Source organism: Kluyvera georgiana (assembly GCF_050990895.1).
GTDB classification, from domain to species: Bacteria; Pseudomonadota; Gammaproteobacteria; order Enterobacterales; family Enterobacteriaceae; genus Kluyvera; species Kluyvera georgiana.
The window spans coordinates 2,669,818-2,691,354 of record NZ_CP158865.1 but is presented as its reverse complement, the minus strand read 5'-3'; the positions used below and the strand labels follow the sequence as shown (position 1 = coordinate 2,691,354).

Annotated in this window: 18 protein-coding genes; 9 read left to right on the top strand and 9 right to left on the bottom strand. The window is 56.1% G+C overall.

Features of this window, described 5'->3' with window-relative positions; all coding sequences use genetic code 11:
• Positions 1-66: 66 nt before the first annotated feature.
• The 3 genes from ABTW00_RS12765 to ABTW00_RS12755 all read left to right on the top strand — a co-directional run bounded on the left by ABTW00_RS12765 (position 67) and on the right by ABTW00_RS12755 (position 3,050).
• Positions 67-1,416 (top strand): MFS transporter, encoded by a 1,350-nt coding sequence (locus ABTW00_RS12765; protein WP_433635911.1) that lies wholly within the window; start codon positions 67-69, stop codon positions 1,414-1,416.
• The gene (locus ABTW00_RS12760; RefSeq protein WP_433635910.1) at positions 1,406-2,242 is read left to right on the top strand and encodes a shikimate dehydrogenase family protein; all 837 of its coding nucleotides are present in this window, start codon (positions 1,406-1,408) and stop codon (positions 2,240-2,242) included. Before ABTW00_RS12765 ends, ABTW00_RS12760 begins: the two co-directional genes overlap by 11 nt.
• A gap of 67 nt (positions 2,243-2,309) precedes the next feature.
• The gene (locus ABTW00_RS12755) at positions 2,310-3,050 is read left to right on the top strand and encodes a substrate-binding domain-containing protein (RefSeq protein ID WP_433635909.1); all 741 of its coding nucleotides are present in this window, start codon (positions 2,310-2,312) and stop codon (positions 3,048-3,050) included.
• On the opposite strand, the gene ABTW00_RS12750 is transcribed toward ABTW00_RS12755, so the two are convergent.
• From ABTW00_RS12750 to ABTW00_RS12735, 4 genes are all read right to left on the bottom strand, one after another.
• Positions 3,025-3,783, bottom strand: a complete 759-nt coding sequence (locus tag ABTW00_RS12750; protein WP_433635907.1) for an ABC transporter ATP-binding protein — start codon at positions 3,781-3,783, stop codon at positions 3,025-3,027. The genes ABTW00_RS12755 and ABTW00_RS12750 overlap by 26 nt on opposite strands.
• Positions 3,780-4,787 (bottom strand): FecCD family ABC transporter permease, encoded by a 1,008-nt coding sequence (locus ABTW00_RS12745; RefSeq protein ID WP_065357567.1) that lies wholly within the window; start codon positions 4,785-4,787, stop codon positions 3,780-3,782. Before ABTW00_RS12745 ends, ABTW00_RS12750 begins: the two co-directional genes overlap by 4 nt.
• Entirely contained in the window at positions 4,774-5,841 is a 1,068-nt protein-coding gene (locus ABTW00_RS12740; RefSeq protein WP_433635905.1) for an ABC transporter substrate-binding protein, read from the bottom strand. The genes ABTW00_RS12745 and ABTW00_RS12740 overlap by 14 nt, the downstream gene beginning before the upstream one ends.
• Before the next feature lie 190 nt (positions 5,842-6,031).
• Positions 6,032-6,139 carry a type I toxin-antitoxin system toxin Ldr family protein gene (locus ABTW00_RS12735; RefSeq protein WP_433635903.1) on the bottom strand — a complete coding sequence of 36 codons (108 nt, stop codon included), beginning with the start codon at positions 6,137-6,139 and terminating at the stop codon, positions 6,032-6,034.
• A 338-nt stretch (positions 6,140-6,477) separates the two neighbouring features.
• Here ABTW00_RS12735 and ABTW00_RS12730 point away from each other — a divergent pair, with 338 nt between their 5' ends.
• Entirely contained in the window at positions 6,478-7,314 is an 837-nt protein-coding gene (locus ABTW00_RS12730; RefSeq protein WP_433635902.1) for an alpha/beta hydrolase, read from the top strand.
• Between the two features lie 23 nt (positions 7,315-7,337).
• Here ABTW00_RS12730 and ABTW00_RS12725 read toward each other — a convergent pair whose 3' ends face one another.
• Positions 7,338-9,038: a penicillin-binding transpeptidase domain-containing protein gene (locus tag ABTW00_RS12725; RefSeq protein ID WP_420811703.1), complete on the bottom strand. Its 1,701-nt coding sequence runs from the start codon at positions 9,036-9,038 to the stop codon at positions 7,338-7,340.
• A 503-nt stretch (positions 9,039-9,541) separates the two neighbouring features.
• Here ABTW00_RS12725 and ABTW00_RS12720 point away from each other — a divergent pair.
• From ABTW00_RS12720 to ABTW00_RS12710, 3 genes are read left to right on the top strand one after another with little or no spacing between them, the layout of a single operon-like run.
• Complete coding sequence (locus ABTW00_RS12720; protein WP_433635901.1) at positions 9,542-10,687, top strand: transglutaminase domain-containing protein; 1,146 nt, start codon at positions 9,542-9,544, stop codon at positions 10,685-10,687.
• A gap of 7 nt (positions 10,688-10,694) precedes the next feature.
• The gene (locus tag ABTW00_RS12715) at positions 10,695-11,021 is read left to right on the top strand and encodes a hypothetical protein (RefSeq protein ID WP_240492983.1); all 327 of its coding nucleotides are present in this window, start codon (positions 10,695-10,697) and stop codon (positions 11,019-11,021) included.
• Positions 11,018-11,302 (top strand): heavy-metal-associated domain-containing protein, encoded by a 285-nt coding sequence (locus tag ABTW00_RS12710; protein WP_433635898.1) that lies wholly within the window; start codon positions 11,018-11,020, stop codon positions 11,300-11,302. Before ABTW00_RS12715 ends, ABTW00_RS12710 begins: the two co-directional genes overlap by 4 nt.
• Positions 11,303-11,361: 59 nt before the next feature.
• Here ABTW00_RS12710 and ompC read toward each other — a convergent pair whose 3' ends face one another.
• Positions 11,362-12,552, bottom strand: coding sequence for a porin OmpC (gene ompC, locus ABTW00_RS12705; protein WP_433635897.1), 1,191 nt, complete (start codon positions 12,550-12,552; stop codon positions 11,362-11,364).
• A 355-nt stretch (positions 12,553-12,907) separates the two neighbouring features.
• Positions 12,908-16,435, bottom strand: a complete 3,528-nt coding sequence (gene nifJ, locus ABTW00_RS12700; protein ID WP_433635895.1) for a pyruvate:ferredoxin (flavodoxin) oxidoreductase — start codon at positions 16,433-16,435, stop codon at positions 12,908-12,910.
• Positions 16,436-16,743: 308 nt separating this feature from the next.
• Here nifJ and ABTW00_RS12695 point away from each other — a divergent pair, with 308 nt between their 5' ends.
• Positions 16,744-17,010 carry a putative hemolysin gene (locus ABTW00_RS12695; protein ID WP_064545809.1) on the top strand — a complete coding sequence of 89 codons (267 nt, stop codon included), beginning with the start codon at positions 16,744-16,746 and terminating at the stop codon, positions 17,008-17,010.
• Positions 17,011-17,013: 3 nt separating this feature from the next.
• On the opposite strand, the gene hslJ is transcribed toward ABTW00_RS12695, so the two are convergent.
• Positions 17,014-17,454, bottom strand: a complete 441-nt coding sequence (gene hslJ / locus ABTW00_RS12690) for a heat shock protein HslJ (RefSeq protein ID WP_064545807.1) — start codon at positions 17,452-17,454, stop codon at positions 17,014-17,016.
• Positions 17,455-17,577: 123 nt separating this feature from the next.
• Positions 17,578-18,567, bottom strand: coding sequence for a 2-hydroxyacid dehydrogenase (locus ABTW00_RS12685; RefSeq protein ID WP_433635893.1), 990 nt, complete (start codon positions 18,565-18,567; stop codon positions 17,578-17,580).
• Positions 18,568-18,877: 310 nt separating this feature from the next.
• Between ABTW00_RS12685 and ABTW00_RS12680 the strand changes: the two genes are divergently transcribed.
• Positions 18,878-21,517, top strand: coding sequence for a YdbH family protein (locus ABTW00_RS12680; RefSeq protein ID WP_433635892.1), 2,640 nt, complete (start codon positions 18,878-18,880; stop codon positions 21,515-21,517).
• Positions 21,518-21,537 lie beyond the last annotated feature (20 nt).

Below are 21,537 nucleotides of genomic sequence, written 5' to 3'. Positions count from 1 at the left end.
GGTACGCTGACGGACAGACCATAACAATAAACTTTCATCTGCACTCGACAACGACAGGTAAACACTATGAACTCACTTGGCCAAAATCGCGTGGCTACCGCTGAGGCGGTTAACGCGGTACCTCGCTCCCGGCGGCGCATTGGTATTCTGGCGCTGCTGGCAGTGGGGACCATGATTAACTATCTCGACCGTACCGTTCTGGGCATTGCGGCACCGCAGCTGACCCAGGAGCTCGGCATCAGCGCGGCGGTGATGGGGATTGTCTTTTCCGCCTTTGCCTGGACCTATGCGCTGGCGCAAATTCCAGGCGGCATGTTCCTCGACCGCTTTGGTAATAAGGTGACCTATTTCCTGGCCCTTAGCTTCTGGTCACTGTTCACGCTGTTCCACGGTTTCGCCGTGGGGCTGAAAACGCTGTTGCTGTGCCGTTTTGGTCTTGGCGTCAGCGAAGCGCCATGCTTTCCGGTCAATAGCCGGGTGGTCAGCGCATGGTTCCCGCAGCACGAGCGCGCAAAGGCGACCGCAGTCTATACCGTTGGTGAATATCTCGGACTCGCCTGCTTCGCGCCGCTGCTGTTCTGGATTATGGACGGCTTTGGCTGGCGCACGCTGTTTATTACCGTTGGCGTGGTCGGGCTGCTGTTTGCGCTGGTCTGGTGGCGTCACTATCGCGAACCGCACGAAGACCGCCGTCTGAGCCAGCAGGAGCGCGAATACATCACCGCGGGCGGCGGCATGACCACCGGTGCCGAGCAGCGTAAAGCCTTTAGCTGGCCGCTGGTGCGTCAGCTGTTGCGCAAACGGCAAATTATTGGTGCCAGCATCGGCCAGTTCGCAGGTAATACCGTTCTGGTGTTCTTCCTGACCTGGTTCCCGACCTATCTGGCTACCGAACGTCATATGCCGTGGTTGAAGGTTGGCTTCTTTGCCATTCTGCCGTTCCTGGCAGCGGCGGGCGGCGTGATGTTTGGCGGCTGGGTGTCTGACAAATTACTCAAAGCAACCGGCAGCGCGAATCTGGGCCGTAAGCTGCCGATTATCGCCGGCCTGCTGATGGCGAGCTGCATTATTAGCGCCAACTGGCTGACCAGCGACACGGCGGTGATCCTGGTGATGTCCTTTGCCTTCTTCGGGCAGGGGATGGTCGGCCTTGGCTGGACCTTAATTTCCGACATGGCGCCAAAAGGGTTGGGCGGTTTGACCGGCGGGTTGTTTAACTTCTGCGCTAACCTGGCGGGCATCCTCACGCCGCTGGTAATCGGTTTTATCGTCGCCGCCTTTGGCAGCTTCTTCTACGCCCTGGTCTACATCGGCGGCGCGGCGCTGCTCGGCGTAGTGGCGTATCTGTTTATTCTCGGCGACGTGAAGCGTATCGAACTGGATCTGCCTGAGCAGGAGGACGTACATGCAAATTAGTGGGCATACGCGGTTAATTGCTCATTTGGGTTATCCAACCGAAAGTTTTAAAGCGCCGATGATCTATAACCCCTGGTTTGCCGACCAGGGCGTGGATGTCAAAGTGGTGCCGATGGGCGTGAAGCCGGAAGACTATGCGGCGCTGATCCCCACGCTGTTTTCGCTCACCAACATCGCGGGGGCGCTGGTGACCATGCCGCATAAAATCGCCACCTGCGAACTGGTCGACCGGATGAGTCCCACCGCGCAGATTGCCGGTGCCTGTAACGCGATTCGCCGGGAAGCCGACGGTTCGCTGACTGGCGATATGTTTGATGGCGACGGCTTTGTGCGCGGTATCCAGCGCAAGGGGTTTCGCACTACCGGCGCGCGGGCGCTGGTGGTGGGCAGCGGCGGCGTGGGGTCAGCCATTGCCGCCTCGCTCGCGTCGGCGGGGATCAGTGCGCTAACGTTGGTTGACGCCCAAGAAAGCGCGGCGCGGGCGCTGGCCGATCGTTTGCACGCGCACTATCCGCAGCTGACGCTGACGGTGATGGCGGGCGATCCGGCGGGGCATTCGCTGGTGGTCAACGCCACGCCGCTCGGTATGTCGCCCGGCGATCCGCTACCGCTGGATGTCGAACGCCTTGATGCTGGGACGTTTGTCGGTGAAGTGGTGATGAAGCAGGAATACACTCCGTTGCTACAGGCGGCGATGGCCCGCGGCTGCCCGGTGCAGCGAGGTACCGATATGCTGTTTGAAATGATCCCGGCCTACCTGGACTTCTTCCATCTGCCGGTGGCGACGCCGGAGCAACTGCAGGCGCTGGCGGAAATTCGCTACTAAAGCGCTGGTCAATAGCGTAATAGCCCGGATAATATAACGCTTATTTTCGGGCTATAATCTTGCGCTTATGCACTCCACATTGACACTGATGGCGGCGGGAAGCCTTCGCCGCGCATTGATTCCCCTCCAGGCGGCGTTTACCGCACAGACCGATATTCCGGTTTCACTGGTTTTTGGCCCGGCGGGGCTTCTGCGTGAACGGATCGAGAATGGCGAGCGGTGCGCGCTGTTTGCCTCGGCGAACCGTCAGCATCCGCAAACGCTTTGTGATGCGGGGCGCGCCCGCGGTCTCCATCTGTTTGCCCGTAACACGCTGATGTTGACCGTTCGAAATACGCCGCAGACGATGGGCAAAACGTGGCTGGAGCTGCTGGCGGATACAACGCTGCGCTTAGGCACCTCCACACCGCAGTGCGATCCTTCAGGTGATTATACGTGGCAGCTGTTTGAGCGGATTGAACATAGTCATCCAGGATTGGGTAACGCGCTAAAGCAGCGTGCGATGCCGCTGGTTGGCGGGGAAAATTCGCTCACGTTACCGAATGGCGTTATCGCCAGCCGATGGCTTATTGATGAAGGGCACGCCGATCTGTTTATCGGCTATGCGCACTACGCGGCGGCGCTGGCGAATCAGGTGACAGTCAGCTGCGTGACGATCCCTGCGCCGTGGAACATCTGCTGTGAATACTACCTGACGCTGCTCGATGAGCGTGACGCCGCGCATCGGTTCTGCCAGTTTATCCTCGGTGAAGAGGGGCAGCGCTGTTTGCGCGACGCCGGGTTTATGTTGCCGGGCGACGAATGCTAAAGAGCGGCGTTACCACCGGAGACGGATAACCCTCAAGTTCGAGTCGACGGACCTGCACGCCGTAAGCCTGCTGGAGATTCGCTTCCAGCACTACCTCCGACGTTGGCCCGGCCAACCACTGGTTGCCCGGCATCAGCAGCAGCGTGTGGCTGGCGACCTGTAGCGCATGAGTGGGATCGTGCGTGGTAAACATCACCGTGCGCGACTGCGTGTGAGACAGATCGCTAATCAACTGCAATACCGTTTGCTGATTGCCCAGATCCAGCGCTGAACAGGGTTCATCCAACAAGATATTCTGATTGGCGCCGACCAGCGCGCGGGCGATCATCACCAGTTGCTGTTGGCCGCCGGAGAGGGCGCTGAATAGCGTCTCGGCCAGGTCAGCGATGTTTAGCTGGGCCAGCGCATCAAGTACCTGACGCTCATCTGCTTTCTGCGGCTGGGCGAAGAGGGCGATATGCCGCGCACGACCCATCAACACCACCTCTTTTACCCGCCAGCCGAAGGCCGGACGGAATGACTGCGGCACGATGCCCACTCCGCCGGAGGCTTTCACGCTGCCCGAAAGCGCGGGTAAAACGCCGGTAATGGTATCGAGTAGGGTACTTTTACCGCGCCCATTGGCGCCGAGAATCGCCCATATTTCTCCGGGCTGGCAGTGCAGGTTCAGCGGCGTAAACAGCGGAGACTGATGGCCATATTCCAGTTGGGATAGCGTTAGGGTCGGCGTCATTTCAGCATCCCTTTGCGGCTAGCCCGAACCAGCATCACGGCAAATAACGGCGCGCCAACCAGCGCGGTAATAATACCAATCGGAATCTCGGCGGCGGTCAGCGTGCGCGCCAGATCATCGACCACAATCATAAAACAGGCCCCCATCCAGAAGGCACAGGGGAGCAAACGGCGATGGTCGGCACCGCAGAGCATCCGCGCCAGATGTGGGATCACCAGGCCCACCCACGCAATACTGCCGCTGACCGCCACCTGCGCGGCAACCAGCAGTGCGCAGCAGAGCAGCACGCCGCGGCGCAGTGCGGTCACGCTGACGCCCAGCGCTTGTGCGTCTTTGTCGTCCAGCGACAGCAGGTTGATACGCCAACGCAGCCGGTACAGCACCAGCGAAGCGGCGACCACCGGCAGGGCCAGGAGCAGTACTTTGTGCCAGTTAGCGGTCGCGAAGCTCCCCAGCAGCCAGAAGACGATGTTGGGGAGCACTTCTTCCGTATCCGACAGGTACTGCATCAGGCTGACCAGCGCGGCGAAGAAACCGCTGAGCACGATCCCCGCGAGAATCAGTACCAGCGTGTTCTCCCGGCCCTGAAGCGCGGCGAGCAGATACACCAGCGTCAGCGCCAGTAGGCCGAAGAAGAAAGTGGTGCTCATCATCAGCGGCATACTCAGCCCGAGCAGAATGGCCAGCGTCCCGCCAAACGCGGAGCCGGAGGTGACGCCGATAATGTGCGGATCCACCAGCGGGTTCTGGAATACCCCCTGTAAGGTGGCACCGCACAGGCCAAGCGCGCCGCCTGCCAGCAGGGCGAGCAAAATACGCGGCAAGCGAACTTCCCAGACAATCTGATGGGCGATCGCTAACGTATTGTGCGGCTGCGCAAACTGAGTCAGCACCTGGCCTATCGACAGTTTGTATTGACCCAGGCAGAGAGAAGACACCGCCACGGCCAGGGTGAGCAGCATCAGACCACCCTGTACCTTGACGGCGTGACTACTGCTGTGCATTTGGCCGCCAGTCGGTACGATAAAAACGTTGGTAGTAATCCTGGGCCTGCGCGTCGACATCAATGTCCTGGTAGCGTTCCGGGTAGAGTTTTTTCGCCATCCACAGTTCGCCTATAGCCAATGCTTCCGGCATAGGATAGCCCCAGGCTTTCGCGTATTCTGGCATCAGCCACACGCGATGATTTTTCACCGCGTCAATGCCTTGCCACTGCGGGTCGTTGACGATCTGTTTGACCACCTCGGGATAACGGTCCTGCACGAAAATCACCTGCGGATTCCACTGCAATACCTGTTCCAGCGAAACCTGGCGTGCGCCTTTCACCGTAGCGGCGGCAACGTTCATCGCCCCTGCATGTTGCATCATCAGGCCGGTGTATTTACCGGAACCGTAGGTGTTCAGGTCCGGATTGGCCATATAGACGCGTACTTTTTCCGCCGCCGGAATATCCGCGACCGGCGCGTTAAATCTGGCGCGTGCGGCAAAGGTGTAGTCTATCAATGCATCCGCCTGGGCGGTGCGGTTGACCACGTCGCCAATCAGCCGAATACCTTGCTTGAGCCCGTCGTTGTAAGCCTGTTCCTCATTGGTCATTGAGGGATTCATTTTGTTTTTCTCACCCGCCGCGTCCTGGCGCAGAGAAATGGCTACCACCGGGATCCCGGCGTTGGTTATCTGCTGAATCATCGCCGCCGGCGCGTAGTTGGCGACAAACACCACCTGCGGATGCAGCGCCAGCAGGCTTTCCATATTCACCTGGGTCAGATCGCCGGGCATCGGCAGTTTGGCAATACCGGGCATAAAGCGCGCGAATTCTGGGCCGAGCTGTTTTTTCCAACTGCTTAATACGCCGACGATGTCGTCGGCGGCGTTGAGCTGCACGAGCAGGTTGAGCGTCTGGTGCTGGAGCACCACAACGCGATTCACGGTATCAGGCAGGGTGACTTTGCGACCCAGTTGATCGGTGACGGTACGCTCGGCCAGCGCAGGCGTTGCGGCTGTCAGGCTGGCACAAGCCAGCGTCAAGCTCAGGAGTAAACGTTGTAATGTAGACATGCATTGCTCATCGAGGAGGGGAATAATCGATGTATATTTGATTATATAACGATGAAAAATGCAAATCCTGTGAGCGGAATACCCCGAATAGTTTATGAGAAAATACCCAGCGACGAAAAGAGCCGCAAGGTTTCCCCTGCGGCCCGGTTCGGGCGCATGTTGCCATTCAGGCAGCCTGACGCCCGGGCGCTTACTTCCGCTTGCGCCACCAGTTAAGGATCAGACCGGTGAGCACGCCGACCATGACCGGAGCGGCCAGATCGTGCCAGAACATAAGCACCCACTGCATCAGTGTCATAGAGCCATCCTGATTGCAATGGCAATGGTTAGCGGCTATTCTTGAGTTGCTTGGGTTCAAGACTAGCCCCCGTTATGTTGCCAGATGATATCGAACAACGTGCGGGGGTTTTCTCTTTCCAGCAACAGATGCCGCCGGGGATCAAACCCCCGCAACGCTGCGCCTCTCCCACAACGTGGGATTACAGCGATCCTATAGCAGCGCCTGGAACCCATGCAATGCAGATGCTGTGTAAATATACAGTGCGATGCATTTTTCAGAATTTAGCCCGACGACCTTCATTTTTCCCTCTTATTTATCTGCTTAACTGAAAGCACTTTTCGCGTCAGGGTGACACTATGCGGCGTCGTCAATTTCTTCTCGGTTTGAGCGCCGCGCTGTTGGCGGCGAGGGCGGGGCTGTCTTTATCCACGCCTTCTGACGTCTCGACAGAGATGCTGCCGCTATGGCCGGGTATTCCGCCCGGCGGCGGCGGTCCAACGGGGCCATTGCAACTGAGCGTGCACGAGGCGCAGCGTCATATCGCTGTTCCCTTTCTCACCATTGTGACGCCAGTAAAGTCGAATGGGCACGGCGTGCTGGTCGCCCGAGGTTATACCGCTTATATACTCAGCTACCGCCTGCCGGGAGAAGGCTGGCACGACGGCTCTCGCGTTGCTTTACAGGATGCCCAGCGGGCGTTGCGCATCATCCGCCAGCGGGAGACGCGGGTGAGCGTGCTGGGTTTTTCCGCCGGAGGGCATTTGTTGGGAATGGCGGTAACGCGCGCTGACGAGCGCAGCTATACGCCGCTTGATGCGCTGGACAGCCTACCGGCGCGAGCCGATGGCGCGGCGCTGGTTTATCCCATCGTGACGCTGGAGAAACCTTACAGCCACAGTGCAACGCATCGTGTATTGGTGGGTAAGAATGCGACGCAGGCGCAGGATGCCGCCTGGTCAGCACAACATTACGTGACGCCCACAACTCCACCGATGTTTCTGGTCCAGGCGGAAGATGATTCGGTGTCCGATCCGCACAACACCTTAATTTTGCAGACGGCCTGCCTTCGTGCAGGCGTATCGGTAGAAATGCATCGTTATCCTTCCGGTGGGCATGGCTTTGGGATGGGCAGGGCAGGAACCCAAACTCTTGCGTGGCCTGAGCAGTATGAAAAATGGCTGCGGGAGAGGTAAGCACCGCAGCCAAATTTTGGCACTTACTGTATCAGCGCGTCCGGCGCGATATTCATATTCTTCAATACCGGCCCCATGATGTTGCCGAAAATCGGCGCGGCGACGGAACCGCCGAAGTGGGTACCGGCAGTGGGGTTGTTAACGACCACGACCAGTGCGACCTCCGGGTGGCTAACCGGCGCGACGCCTGCTGTGTAGTTCACATATCCGCCGTCATACTTGCCGCTATCGCCCAGTTTTTCCGCGGTCCCTGTTTTGGTCGCCAGTCGATACCCCGGCACCGCCGCCCGCACGCCGCTGCCGCCGGGAAGCACGTCGCTTTCCATCATATGTACCACGGTTTTGACGATCGACGGATCGGCCACCTGCTGGCCCATTACCGGCGGGGTCACTTTGGTGATCGACAGCGGACGATAGACCCCAAACGAACCCAGGGTGGCGTATTCGCGGGCTATCTGCAGCGGCGTGACGCGTAATCCGTAGCCGAAGGAGAAGGTCGCGCGTTCAATATCGGCCCACTGCCGACGGTGCAGCGGAAAATAGCCTACGCTTTCCCCGCTAAGCCCCAGGCCGGTGGGTTTGCCAAGACCGAACGCCTGATAGGTATCAACCAGCGCCTGTGCCGGCATCGCCAACGCAATATGAGAAACGCCGATATCGCTCGATTTTTGCAGAATACCGGTTGGCGTCAGCTGTGGCCAATGGCCCACGTCGCGAATCAGATGGCCATTGACGCGATAGGGGGTGGTATCCAGCAAAGTATTTGGCTGAATAATGTTTCTCTCCAGCCCCTCGATAATCACCAACGGCTTGACCGTAGAACCCGGTTCGAAGCTGTCGTTAATCGCCACATCACGCATTTGCGTTTGTGTTGCGTTATCGAAATTGTTGGGGTTGTACGAGGGATAAGAGGCCATGGCCAGAATCTCACCGGTATCAATTTTGACCAGTACGGCTGCGCCTGAGTCCGCTTTATTCAGCAGCACGCCGTCGCGCAGTTTGCTATACAGCGTATATTGGTCAAATTTATCAATACTGAGCTGAACGGTTGGCGGCTGTTTCGGCGCGTCATAATCAAGAACGTTAATAATACCGCCATTGGCATCTTTACGATAAATTTCCTTGCCCGGCTCGCCCTGTAAAATAGAATCGTAGCCACGTTCTACGCCGTTCAGGCCATTATTATCTGCCCCCACAATACCGATTAAAGGCGCCGCTGCTTCCCCCATTGGGTAGAAACGACTGTCGTCATACACTTCACTGATACCTTTTATATGCAGATCGGCGATATCTTTCGCAATCCCAAGCTCAACTTTGCGTCCCAGGAATAGAAAGTGACGGTGGGCATTCTGATAAATCTTGCTCGCAATTTGATCGACAGGGGTATTCAACGCCGAGGCGAGATATTGCCATTTCGCATCGTGGAAATTTGGGCTGGCCTCAACAATTTTTACCGGATCGACCACGACGTCGCGGGATGGAACGCTCATGGCGAGCGCCTCGCCATCGCGGTCGACTAATGTGCCACGGTTTGTCGGCAGCACCACGGTTCTCAGGGATCGTTGATCGGCCTCTTTTGCCAGCATTGGATGATTTAAAAACTGCAGGTCGGCAACCCTGATCAATAAAACGCCCAGGCAGCCAAGGATACCCAGACAGATTATTGTGTAACGAGACGTAATAAATGAGTCTTTATTTTGTTTTTCTGTTGATTTTCTTTTCATTTGTAACATAAAACCACATGAAATTTTATTTTTTATAATCAATTGCCCACTGGCCGTGATTTTTCAATGGCCGCATTAATGCAATATAAATACCCATTTACAGGCGAGTTCGCGAAACAGTTTACAGCTAACGTCATTGATAACAAGCCATTAAGTTAACATATTATTTCACACTCACAGACTTATTAGCGCGAGGTATGTCTGGTCAGTTAATGGGGAAATCGCCAACATTACCGACAAATATCCGCTGGAAAGAGCATGATTTACCCCGGAAACTATAATGACATCTGGTCTGGAAGAACGAGGTTATCAGAATAATCCGCAGTCCACCGTTTTTATCATTGTTATAACATAACGTTTGCTGTAGGTTGCCATATTTTGAGCGCGTAGGATTTTATGGCCTCTTATTCATTGTGGTGATGAATACATGGTCGCATAATAGCGGCCAACCTCCGCAGGTGCGGGGTTAAGCGCCAGCTTTTTCTGGTGATGAAGGATACACAATGCAAAGGCGTAACTTCCTCAAAGGTGCCGCTGCCCTCTCGACGCTGGGGCTGGTCAGCCCGGTTTTTGCGAAAACAGAAACGCAGGATCAACCTGCCGTCTCATCTTCCGGCAAATACCGCCGCTTCATTATGACCCAAACCTATAGCCTGAAAGCTCCGGAAGGCTCTTCCGGGAAGGTGAATTTGTGGATCCCCATACCGGAAGATACCGCCTTCCAGCAGCTGCTAAATCTCTCCTTCAGCGGCAACTACCAAACCGCCACACTGAATGCCAATAACCGCTACGGCGCAAAAGTGCTGTACGTGACCTGGCCGGCCTCAAGCGGCCCGCTGGATATTAAAGTGGAGATGGACATTGAAACACGCGACTGGGAAGTGCTGAAAGACAACCGTCTGGCCGACTGGCAACTGCCGAGCGAAGGTGCGGTGATCCCCGATGAGATTAAACCTTTCCTGCAGGCGACGGCGCATATTCCGGTTGATGGGCTGGTGAAAGAGACCGCACTTAACATTATCGGCAACGAAAAAGCGCCGCTGAAGCAGGCGCGTTTGATTCACGATTGGGTCAGCACCCATATGCATCGTGATGACGCGGTGATTGGCTGCGGTACGGGCGATGTCGGGGAGATTCTGAAAACCGGCAAACTCGGCGGTAAATGCACCGACATTAACTCGGTGTTTGTCGCCCTCTGCCGCGCGGCCGGCATTCCGGCGCGTGAAATGTTTGGCATCCGTTTAGGTGCGAGCCGCAAGCTTAATCAATACTCCACGAAAGCATTTGGCAGCGCCGACGATAAAGGCGTGGCTAAAATCAGCGGCGGTCAACACTGCCGCGCGATGTTCTGGTTAGCCGGTTTCGGCTGGATGCCGGCAGACCCGGCGGACGTGACCAAAATGCGTCTGACGGAGAAAAAGGAGAACGGCGACCCGGCGGTCGCCGCGGTGAACGATTATCTGTTTGGCAACTGGGAAATGAACTGGGTGGGATTCAACCACGCGCGTGATTTCACGCTGTCACCAGCCGCGGAGCAGGGTGATGTCAACAATCTGGGCTATCCGTATGCGGAAGTCGACGGTGACCCGCTGAATTTCTACGACCCAGCTGCGTTTAGCTACGACTATGTCAGCGTCGAACAGCATTAAGGGCGGAGTGTTAACGTTGCTCGCGGCGATCGTGGCCGCGGGCGCGTCAACGCTGTGCTGTATTGGGCCGCTGCTGTATCTGGTGTTTGGGGTTTCAGCCGCCGGGCTGGTGGGCATTCCGGGGGCTTCCTGGCTGCAAATACCGATGATTATTGTCGCCGTGGGGCTGATGGCGCGCGGATTCTGGCGTCTGCATCTGTCGTCGAAACCGGTATGCGTTAACGTCGTGAGCCGTCGGGTGCTGGTGTGGTTGTACTGGCTGGCGGTGCCGTTAGTGCTGGCCTTGATTACCTATCCGTATGTCTTACCGTGGGTCTGGGAGTGGATGGAATGAAAAAATGGGTGTGTCTGGCGTTGCTGATGTTTACGCCGTTGAGCTGGGCGGCTGATAAACAGGTCACCATTGATGTCGGCGAAATGAACTGCCCGCTGTGCGTGATTTCCATTAACCAGGCGCTGCGCAGCACCGATGGTGTGATTAAGGCGAAAGCTTCGTTGAAAACGCGCCAGGCGGTTGTGGTGGTGCCGGAGGGGTTTGATAATCAACGGTTATTAGCGGCAATTGCCAAAACCGGATTTAAAGGTGAGATTCACGGGGAAAGCGCGGTGCAGTGAGTCTGTGCTGGTGTGGTAAAAAGAGAAAACCCGCTGTTACCAGCGGGTTTTTTGTTGCATTAGAACTGGTAAACAAGGCCCAGTGCCACAACGTTATCGGTGTTGATACCGTTGTCAGCGTAGAAGCTGTCGTTGCCATCCAGCAGGTTGATTTTATAATCAACGTAGGTGGACATGTTTTTGTTGAAGTAATAGGTTGCGCCAAGGCTCATGTATTTAACCAGATCTTTATCACCACCAGTGAAATGAGCGTCATTGCTGGTTACAGTCAGATCCTTACCTTTAGACTGCAGGTAAGAAATTTCTGGACGCAGACCAAAGTCGAACTGGTACTGAGCAGTTACTTCAAAGTTCTGAGTCTTATCTGCAACACCATTGCTGTCACCGTATGGAGTCATGTTGCGGGTTTCCGCATACATGGTCGCCAGGTAGATGTTGTTCGCGTCGTATTTCAGACCAACGGTCCATGCGTCAGCTTTGTCACCTTTAGCGGTAGTACGAGTGATCTGATCGTTAGTACGGTCAGAAGATGCGTAAGCAGCAGAACCGCTGAAGCCCATACCGAAATCATAAGAAGTAGACATGCCAAAGCCGTCGCCGTTGTCATAACGAACTTCTTTGTCATTGCTTGCTTTGTTTGCAGCACCGTTAATGATGCTAGTCTCATCAGCCAGGGCACCACGGTTGTTAGTACCAACGTCATCAGGAGTACCCTGACTTTCGTTTTTGCCCTGGAACTGCAGCGCAAAGTTCAGACCATCAACCAGACCGAAGAAGTCGTTGTTACGGTAGGTTGCAACACCGTTAGCACGGCCGGTCATGAAGTTGTCAGCGTAGGTGTAGGAATCACCGCCGAATTCTGGCAGCATATCGGTCCAACCTTCTACGTCATAAAGCACGCCATAGTTACGACCGTAGTCAAATGAACCGTAGTCTCCGAATTTCAGACCAGCAAAGCCCAGACGGGTGAAGCCGGTACCAGTATTGCTTTCGGTCTGGTTCGCCATCACTTTGTATTCCCACTGACCATAGCCTACGAGTTGGTCAGTGATCTGAGTTTCGCCTTTGAAGCCGCCCTGGAAATACGACTGATCGCCATCGCTAGCAGAGTTGCTGGAGAAATAATGCAGACCATCTACCTTGCCATAGATGTCTAATTTGTTGCCGTCTTTATTATAAACTTCTGCGGCATGCGCTGCGCCTGCGGCTAACAGGGCAGGAATAACGAGGGCCAGTACTTTTCTGTTCATTGAATATATTCCTTTAGTATTTTTTATACGCGCACTTTCTGACTAAGAAAGCACAGTCATGCTAATAGAGACGAATCTGAGATGGTAAATAACATTTGTTACAACATGAGTAAAATCTAAAGGATATAATTCGGATGAAATGATGATAATTATCGTGAATGATTTGGTGGAATATATATAAAATAAAAATTATACAAATAAAAAGCGCTGACGTAAGCTACGGCCGTTATATGCCTTTTTGTCACACAACGTATTTATGTTGCCGTGTGTCTTTAATATTCTTCGTCATCTTAAAATGACAAGCCCGAATTTACATTCGGGCTTTTTTTATGGTTTGAGAATGACCTTAATTCGGTTATTCCTGCGGCGTCGGTTTTTCCGCCTTGCCGGCCATCATGGCGAGGAAGTCGTAGCGTTTCTGCAGATCCTCTGCCGCATCCTCCCACAGCTGCTCGGCCACTTCCGGCTGCTGGCTGTTCAAACGGCGGAAACGCTGTTCGTTCATTAACGTCTCGGCCAGCGCGTCTGACGGCGGACGGGAATCCAGCGCCAGCGGGATTTTACCTTCGTCGGCACGACGTGGGTCGAAGCGGAACAGTGGCCAGAAGCCGGTAGCGGTAAGCTGGCGCATCTGATCGTGGCTAAGCGCCAAATCGTAACCGTGCTCTTCGCAAGGGCTGTAGGCGATGATAATCGACGGACCCGGATAGGACTCGGCTTCCTGAATCGCTTTCACCGTCTGGTTAAGCTGTGCGCCCAGCGAGATCTGCGCGACGTAGACATGACCGTACATCATCATGCTGACGCCGAGATCTTTTCTCGCTTTACGTTTGCCGTGCTCGCCAAACTTGGTCACCGCGCCGAGCGGCGTCGCTTTCGAAGCCTGACCGCCGGTGTTGGAGTAGCACTGGGTATCAAGCACCAGGATATTGACGTTCTCGGTCAGGCTCATCACATGATCCAGACCGCCGAAGCCGATATCGTAGGCCCAGCCGTCGCCGCCAATCAGCCAGATAGACTTCTCGACCAGCGCGTCGGCGTCGGTGAGTAGCTCTTGCGCACCTTCCACGCCGTTCAGCACGCTGCGCAAGGCGGCCACCTGTTCACGACGTACTTCCGGCGTGGCATCAGCGTGCAGCGCCTCGTTCAATTCGGCCGGGATCTGCTCGGCGAAGCCGTCCAGCAGACGCATCACGCGCTGGCGGTGCTGATCGACCGTTAAACGGAAGCCCAAACCAAACTCGGCGTTATCTTCAAACAGCGAGTTAGCCCACGCTGGCCCGCGGCCGTTCGCGTCGGTGGTATATGGCGTAGAGGGCAGGTTACCGCCGTAAATAGACGAACAGCCGGTGGCGTTGGCAATCAGCATACGGTCACCGTACAGCTGGGTCAGCAGCTTGATATACGGCGTTTCACCACAGCCGGAACAGGCGCCGGAGTACTCAAACAGCGGAGTGATCAACTGCGAAGTACGGATATCAATGCGTTCCAGTGCGGTGCGATCGATTTCCGGCAGGTTGAGGAAGAAGTCATAGTTCACTTTCTCTTCTTCAACGTGCTCCAGACGCGACATCATATTGATGGCTTTGATCTCGGGGTTCTGGCGATCTTTCGCCGGGCAAACCTCAACGCACAGGTTGCAGCCGGTACAGTCTTCCGGCGCGACCTGCAGGACATATTTCTGACCGCGCATATCGCGCGATTTCACGTCCAGCGAATGCAGAGATGCCGGGGCGTTCTCCATCGCGTCCGGCGCAACCACCTTGGCACGAATGGCGGAGTGCGGGCAGGCGGCAACACAGTGGTTACACTGGGTACAGAGATCTTCTTTCCAGATAGGGATCTCTTCGGCGATATTGCGTTTTTCCCAGCGGGTGGTGCCAACGGGCCAGGTACCGTCTGGCGGCAGGGCGGATACCGGCAGGGCATCGCCGAGGCCCGCCAGCATGGCGGCAGTGACGGTTTTGACGAAGTCCGGCGCGGCGTCGGAGACGACCGGCGGGCGGTTTGGACTGCTGGCGCTCACCGGCTGTAGCGGCACTTCGAACAGCGACTCTCGGGCCAGCGCCAGCGCCTGCCAGTTACGCTCAACCAGATCCTGACCTTTGCTGCTGTAGCTTTTCGCGATGGCGTTTTGCAGCTCCATCAGCGCGCTATCGCCCGGCAGAATTTGCGTCAGGTGGAAGAACGCCATCTGCATCACGGTATTAATACGCGCCGCCAGTCCGCATTCGCGGGCAATTTTGGCAGCGTTGATCACATAAAAACGCGCGTGTTTCTGGTTCAACACTGCCTGTACTTCCTGCGGCAGGCGCGCCCACACTTCATCGGCGCTGTAAGGCGTATTAAGCAGGAAAATACCGCCGGGCTTCAGGCGCTCGGCCATCTGGTATTTATCAATAAACTGTAGCTGATGGCAGCCGACAAAGTCGGCCTGCGCGACCAGATAAGCAGAGCGAATTGGATTATCGCTCACGCGCAGGTGAGAGACCGTCAGGCCCCCGGCCTTTTTAGAGTCGTAGACGAAGTAACCCTGGGCAAACCACGGCGTAGAGTTACCGATAATTTTGATGTTGTTTTTGGTCGCCGAGACGCTGCCGTCGCTGCCTAATCCGTAGAACAGCGCCTCCAGACGCGCGTGAGATGGCAGGGTGTTTTCCATCTGCGGCAGGGAGAGGTGAGTGACATCATCATAAATGCCGACGGTGAAGCGCGACTTTGGCTTCGCCTGCGACAGCTCGTGGTAAATAGAAAGCACGCAGTCCGGGCCGAACTCTTTTGACGACAGGCCATAGCGGCCGCCAATCACCCGCGGCAGGGTTTCACGCTCACCCTGGTTGAAGGCTTCCGCCAGCGCGGTCATCACGTCAAGATAGAGCGGCTCGGCCTGGGCGCCCGGCTCTTTGGTACGATCAAGCACCGCGACGCTACGCACGCTTTCCGGCAGCGCTTGCAATAAATGTTTTGCTGAGAACGGACGATAGAGGCGAACTTTCAGCACGCCAACTTTTTCGCCGCGCGTCAGCAGTTCATCCACCACTTCTTCACAGGTGCCGATCGCCGAACCCATAATGACGATAACGCGTTCCGCCTGCGGGTGGCCGTAATATTCAAACGGCTTATAGCTGCGGCCGGTGGCATCGGCGAAATCATTCATCGCCTGTTCAACGTGATCGTAGACCGCGTTGTACCACGGGTTGGTGGCTTCACGAGACTGGAAGTAAGTATCCGGGTTTGCGGAGGTACCGCGAATAATCGGATGTTCCGGGTTCAGGGCGCGGGCGCGGTGGGCGGCGATGTCCTCCTGCGGCAGCAGGCCGCGGATCGTATCGTCGGCCAGCGGCACGATTTTGTTAATCTCATGCGACGTGCGGAACCCGTCGAAGAAGTGAATAAACGGCACGCGGCTCTTGAGCGTCGCAATATGCGAGATCAGCGCAAAGTCCTGCGCTTCCTGCACGCTACCGGCGCACAGCATGGCGCAGCCGGTCTGGCGCACCGCCATGACGTCGGAATGGTCGCCAAAAATAGACAGCGCATGGGTCGCGACGGTGCGCGCCGCGACGTGCAGCACAAAGGGCGTCAATTGCCCGGCCAGTTTATACAGCGTGGGGATCATCAGCAGGAGACCCTGCGATGAGGTGAATGATGTCGACAGTGCGCCGGTCTGCAAGGCGCCGTGCACGGCAGCAATGGCCCCGGCTTCGGACTGCATCTCTACCACGCGTGGGACGTCGCCCCAAACGTTTTTAAGCCCGTTTCCCGCCCACGCGTCGGCCTGTTCAGCCATGGTTGAACTTGGCGTGATCGGGTAAATGGCGATGACTTCACTGGTGCGGAACGCAACCGAGGCGACTGCACCATTACCGTCAATTGTGATCATTGATATGACACCTTACATTGCGCAAAAAAGAGGTTCACGGGTTTACCCATCAACCGGGAATTTGTCCTTAATTGACACATCGCTCTTAGGGATGATGTTAAGTGAAGTTTAGCAAACCCGGCGCTGAATCATTTTTGCTTTTGTGTCCTCGGGCCGCGTCTGTATCAATGATACGAATGTTTTTGGCCACAAAATTGCGAGAAAATGTTTCCAGAGCGCATAAATGCGCACTTCGTCTCTCGACGCAGCGGCCAGCGCTGCCTATGATGCTTAGGTTTGTTCTTATTTTTGCGATACGGAGAGAAGAGATGCGAGCTGCGTTTTTAGTCGGGTGTGCGGCGCTATTATTATCCGCGTGCAGCAGTGAACCTGTTCAGCAGGCAACGGCGGCACACGTGACGCCAGGAATGCGAGCGGCGATGTCCAGCTCGGGCGAAGCGAACTGCGCGATGATTGGCGGGTCACTTTCCGCCGCGCGCCAGCTGGACGGCTCCAGTATCGGCATGTGCGCGCTGCCAAACGGTAAGCGTTGCAGCGAGCAGTCTCTTGCTACCGGCACCTGCGGCAGCTACTAAGCCTTAATGCATCAGATCGGCCAGGCGATAGACCAGCGTCTGGTCCGCCGTGGCGAGCGTGAGCTGTTGTTCGGTTAAATCAACCTGCGCGCCCTGGCGCAGCATATTGCTGAGCGTGGCGTCCAGCACGTTAAGCTGAGCGTCGCTGCACAGTTTACGCGTCATGGCGAGTTCGTTCGCCTTTAATTCACCTTTATGCAGCGTTGCGGTGCCGGAAAAACCGTTGCACATGGTGCCGGAAACATAAATCTTCTCAAGAATCGGCTGCTTTTCGCCAAAGCTCAGTTCGAGCGGGGCACCGTTGCTGTTGACCGTTTGACCGTTCACACTTTCTAAAACAAAGCGGTGATGCTGAAGCTGCTCACCGTTCGTCGACATTTTGCTGTTATAGACACATCCAGACAGGAGGGCGGCCGCAGCCAGCAGGAGAAATAGGTTCTTCATGGTACAGGACTTCTTATAAATCATTAGTGGTGTGAATATGTTTGAAGCATAACTGTACAGCGGGAGGTGTCTGTGGGGCTTATCCGAAAATGCTCCCCAACCGTAGCCGGGGAGCATAACTCGTCAGGCGATTGCGTTAGGGCAATCAGTGCCGGTATCAATTTGCTGCAGGTTTTGCAGGGTGGTTTCTGAAATGCTGGTCAGTGCTTCTGCGGTCAGAAACGCCTGGTGACCGGTGAACAGCACGTTATGGCAGGCCGAGAGGCGGCGGAACACGTCATCCTGAATCACGTCGTTAGACTTATCTTCAAAGAACAGATCGCGTTCGTTCTCATACACGTCCATCCCCAGCGCGCCGATTTTCTGCGTTTTTAAGGCTTCAATCGCTGCCTGAGAGTCAATGAGCGCTCCACGGCTGGTATTGACGATCATCACGCCGTCTTTCATCTTCTCAAACGCGCTGGCGTTAAGCAGGTGATAGTTCTCGGGTGTGAGCGGGCAGTGCAGGGAAATCACGTCGGACTCGGCGAACAGCGTCGGCAGGTCGACGTATTCGACGCCCAGCTCCAGCGCGGCGGCGCTTGGATACGGGTCAAACGCCAGCAGGCGCATGCCAAAGCCTTTCAAGATACGCAGGGCGGCAACGCCGATTTTCCCGGTACCGATCACGCCGGCGGTTTTACCGAACATGGTGAATCCGGTCAGGCCTTCCAGCGAGAAGTTAGCATCACGCGTACGTTGATAGGCACGATGAATGCGGCGGTTCAATGTCATCATCAGACCGACGGCGTGTTCGGCTACGGCTTCCGGGTCGTAGGCAGGGACGCGTACGACGCGTAAACCGAGCTCTTTCGCCGCGTCAAGATCGACGTTGTTGAAGCCCGCACAACGCAAAGCGATATACTTCACGCCGTTATTTTTCAACTCTTCCAGCACCGGACGGCTGCCGTCATCGTTAACGAAAATACAGACCGCTTCACAGCCATGGGCGGTTTTGGCCGTTTTTTCCGTTAACAGGAAATCAAAAAACTCAAGCTCAAAGCCATATGCCTGATTAACATTTTGCAGGTACTTTTTGTCGTACTGCTTTGTACTGTAAACGGCGATTTTCATGAGACTTTTCTCCAATGATTTTAGAGTCAAGTTAGCACAATTCAAAAATTCTTACAAAATATAAAAATGTTTTGAAAGCTAAGGATTCGTAAAGAAACTCCCTTCAGTATACGCGCTTTAAATGGGGGCGCGAATGATGATTCTCAATCAGAATCAACTGAAATTCCTCACATTTTATTTTTCAGCAGCTATTCTTAAAACATCACAGCGGCTTTCACTCTCTGGTCTGACATGACACAATATGCGCCTTTGGACTGCCCGCTGCGCGGTCTGGCATCACCGCTTGCTCAATCAGGATATGACTGCACCCATGAAGGGTAAATATAAAGCCATTATTGCGCTACTCCTGCTTTTAGTACTTCTGCCGCTCACCTTGCTGATGACGCTGGGGTACTGGGTTCCTACGCTGGTGGGCATCTGGCTTCCGGCCGGTACGCGTATTGCGCTTAACGAGAGTCCTCGGCTGACGCGTTCAGCGCTGCATATTCCCGATTTGCGCTATCTGGTGGGGGATTGCGAACTTGCCGCCCTGAAAGACGTGACCCTGTCACATCCTAGCCGTTGGCGGCTACACGCCGCATCGGCCAACCTCAATTCCCTCTGTTTTAATAAGCTGCCGCAAAACGATGCGGTTCCCGGCGCGCCGCGCACGCTGGCGGAATGGCAGTCGATGCTGCCAAACACCTGGCTGACCATTGACGCGCTCAGCCTATCCCCATGGGAAAAATGGCAGGGGAAGCTGAAGGTTTCGCTGACGTCGCAGCGCCAGGATGTGGAGTATACGGGCGAGCAGGTTGGGCTACGCGCCAGACTGCACGGACAGGCGCTGACGGTGAGCGAATTTCACGCCAGCCTGATCGACGGAGAGCCGCCGGTTAAATTACTCGGCGAGTTCACGATGCCGCTGGTGCCGGACGGCTTGCCGGTAAAAGGGCATCTCGAGTCTACCTTCCAGGTGCCGCAGGTGCCTTCGCTAGTCGATGCGGAACTTAACTGGGACGGTAATCAGGGGCAGTTGGTGATGATGGCGCGCGGCGAGGGCGATCCCTTAGTCGATCTGCCCTGGACGTTAACGGAACAGCTGTTGACCATCAGCGATGGGCGCTGGAACTGGCCGTATCAGGCAGGCATTCCGCTCAGCGGCCGCGTCGCGGTAAAGCTGGAGAATTGGCAACAAGGGGTGGATAAAACGCAGGTGATCGGTCGCCTCAGCGTTCTGACCTCTGGCGATGCCGGGAAAGGCGTGGCGGTGCTGAACGTGGGGCCGGGCGTGCTGAGTATGGATAACAGCGACATGCCGCTTCAGCTGGTGGGAGAAGCGAAACAGGGCGATTTGATCTTTTACGCAAAATTGCCCGCACATCTCAGCGGCCCGCTGATGACGCCGGTTCTGGCGTTCCAGCCGGGGGCGCTTTTACGCTCGCGCGGGCGAGTGATTGATGCGCTGAATATTGATGACGTACGCTGGCCGCTAGCAGGGGTGAAAATTTCGCCGCAGGGCATTGATGGTCGCTTACAGGCTATTTTGCGTGCCCATGAACAGCAGACCGGCGATTTTGTGTTGCACCTGGACGGACAGGCTGACAATTTCATGCCGGACAAAGGTACCTGGCGCTGGCGCTATTGGGGAGATGGCCACTTTACGCCAATGCAGGCGCGCTGGGATGTGACCGGGACTGGCGAATGGCGTGACAGCGCCATTGTGCTGAATACACTCTCGACCGGCTTCGATAAGCTGCAATATGGCACCATGACCATTGATAAGCCGCGTCTGAAGCTGGAACAGCCTATCCACTGGATTCGCAATGAACAGCATCCTTCGTTTACAGGAACGCTGGCGCTTGATGCTAACGAAACCCGATTTACCGGCGGCAGCATGCTGCCCGCATCGGCGCTGACCTTTAGCATGCAAGGGCGAGATCCGACCTTCTTCCAGTTTAAAGGCGACCTGAAAGCGCGGGAGATTGGCCCGGTACGGGTGACGGGACGCTGGGACGGCGAGCGTTTACGCGGGCAGGCGTGGTGGCCAAAACAGTCGCTGGAGGTGTTCCAGCCGCTGGTGCCGCCAGACTGGAAAATGAAGCTGCGTGAAGGAACGCTGTACGCGCAGGTCGCGTTCTCTGCCGCCGCCGGGCAAGGGTTTGAAGCCGGCGGCCACGGCGTGCTGCGCAACGGCAGCGCGTGGATGCCGGATAACGAAATAAATGGCGTCGATTTTGTGCTGCCATTCCGCCTGAAAGCGGGCGTCTGGCAACTGGGAACGCGTAGACCGGTCTCCCTGCGAATTGCGGAAATCATTAACCAGGTCACCGCGCGCAACGTGACCGCCGATCTTCAGGGTACCTGGCCGTGGAGTGAAGACGCGCCGCTGCAGCTGAGCGATGTCAGCGTTGATGTGCTGGGTGGAAAGGTCACGATGCAGCAGTTGCGCATGCCGCAGCGCGACGCGGCGCTGTTGCGCTTGCAACATATTTCTACCAGCGAACTGGTGAGCGCGGTGAACCCGAAACAGTTCGCCATGTCCGGCCCGGTAGATGGGGCGCTACCGCTGTGGTTGAACGACAGCAAATGGATTATTAAGGACGGCTGGCTGCATAACCCTGGCCCGATGACGCTACGTTTGGATAAAGACACCGCGGACGCGGTAGCCGACGATAATATCGCCGCGGGGGCGGCAATCAACTGGCTACGCTATATGGAAATCTCCCGCTCGTGGACGCGGATCAATCTCGATAGTCTGGGTATGCTGACGTTACAGGCGACGGTGACCGGTACCGGAGTGATGGATGAGAAACGCAGTACGGTGCGCCTGAATTACACGCACCAGGAGAATGTTTTTGATTTGTGGCGAAGCCTGCGCTTTGGCGACAAACTTCAGTCATGGCTTGAGCAACACGCGACCCTTCCCGGCGTACCGTGTCGCAGCGGCACGGAATGTAAGGAGCAATAATGAGAGTATCCATCGCCATA

Bases quoted from the DNA above. Each gene is read 5' to 3' on its own strand.
- ABTW00_RS12710 (WP_433635898.1), top strand. From the start codon at position 11,018: ATGAAAAAATGGGTGTGTCTGGCGTTGCTGATGTTTACGCCGTTGAGC.
- ABTW00_RS12750 (WP_433635907.1), bottom strand. From the start codon at position 3,783: ATGACGCCGACCCTAACGCTATCCCAACTGGAATATGGCCATCAGTCT.
- ABTW00_RS12735 (WP_433635903.1), bottom strand. From the start codon at position 6,139: ATGACACTGATGCAGTGGGTGCTTATGTTCTGGCACGATCTGGCCGCT.
- ABTW00_RS12755 (WP_433635909.1), top strand. From the start codon at position 2,310: ATGCACTCCACATTGACACTGATGGCGGCGGGAAGCCTTCGCCGCGCA.
- ABTW00_RS12760 (WP_433635910.1), top strand. From the start codon at position 1,406: ATGCAAATTAGTGGGCATACGCGGTTAATTGCTCATTTGGGTTATCCA.
- ABTW00_RS12765 (WP_433635911.1), top strand. From the start codon at position 67: ATGAACTCACTTGGCCAAAATCGCGTGGCTACCGCTGAGGCGGTTAAC.
- ompC (WP_433635897.1), bottom strand. From the start codon at position 12,552: ATGAACAGAAAAGTACTGGCCCTCGTTATTCCTGCCCTGTTAGCCGCA.
- hslJ (WP_064545807.1), bottom strand. From the start codon at position 17,454: ATGAAGAACCTATTTCTCCTGCTGGCTGCGGCCGCCCTCCTGTCTGGA.
- ABTW00_RS12730 (WP_433635902.1), top strand. From the start codon at position 6,478: ATGCGGCGTCGTCAATTTCTTCTCGGTTTGAGCGCCGCGCTGTTGGCG.
- nifJ (WP_433635895.1), bottom strand. From the start codon at position 16,435: ATGATCACAATTGACGGTAATGGTGCAGTCGCCTCGGTTGCGTTCCGC.
- ABTW00_RS12725 (WP_420811703.1), bottom strand. From the start codon at position 9,038: ATGAAAAGAAAATCAACAGAAAAACAAAATAAAGACTCATTTATTACG.
- ABTW00_RS12720 (WP_433635901.1), top strand. From the start codon at position 9,542: ATGCAAAGGCGTAACTTCCTCAAAGGTGCCGCTGCCCTCTCGACGCTG.
- ABTW00_RS12695 (WP_064545809.1), top strand. From the start codon at position 16,744: ATGCGAGCTGCGTTTTTAGTCGGGTGTGCGGCGCTATTATTATCCGCG.
- ABTW00_RS12740 (WP_433635905.1), bottom strand. From the start codon at position 5,841: ATGTCTACATTACAACGTTTACTCCTGAGCTTGACGCTGGCTTGTGCC.
- ABTW00_RS12685 (WP_433635893.1), bottom strand. From the start codon at position 18,567: ATGAAAATCGCCGTTTACAGTACAAAGCAGTACGACAAAAAGTACCTG.
- ABTW00_RS12745 (WP_065357567.1), bottom strand. From the start codon at position 4,787: ATGCACAGCAGTAGTCACGCCGTCAAGGTACAGGGTGGTCTGATGCTG.
- ABTW00_RS12680 (WP_433635892.1), top strand. From the start codon at position 18,878: ATGAAGGGTAAATATAAAGCCATTATTGCGCTACTCCTGCTTTTAGTA.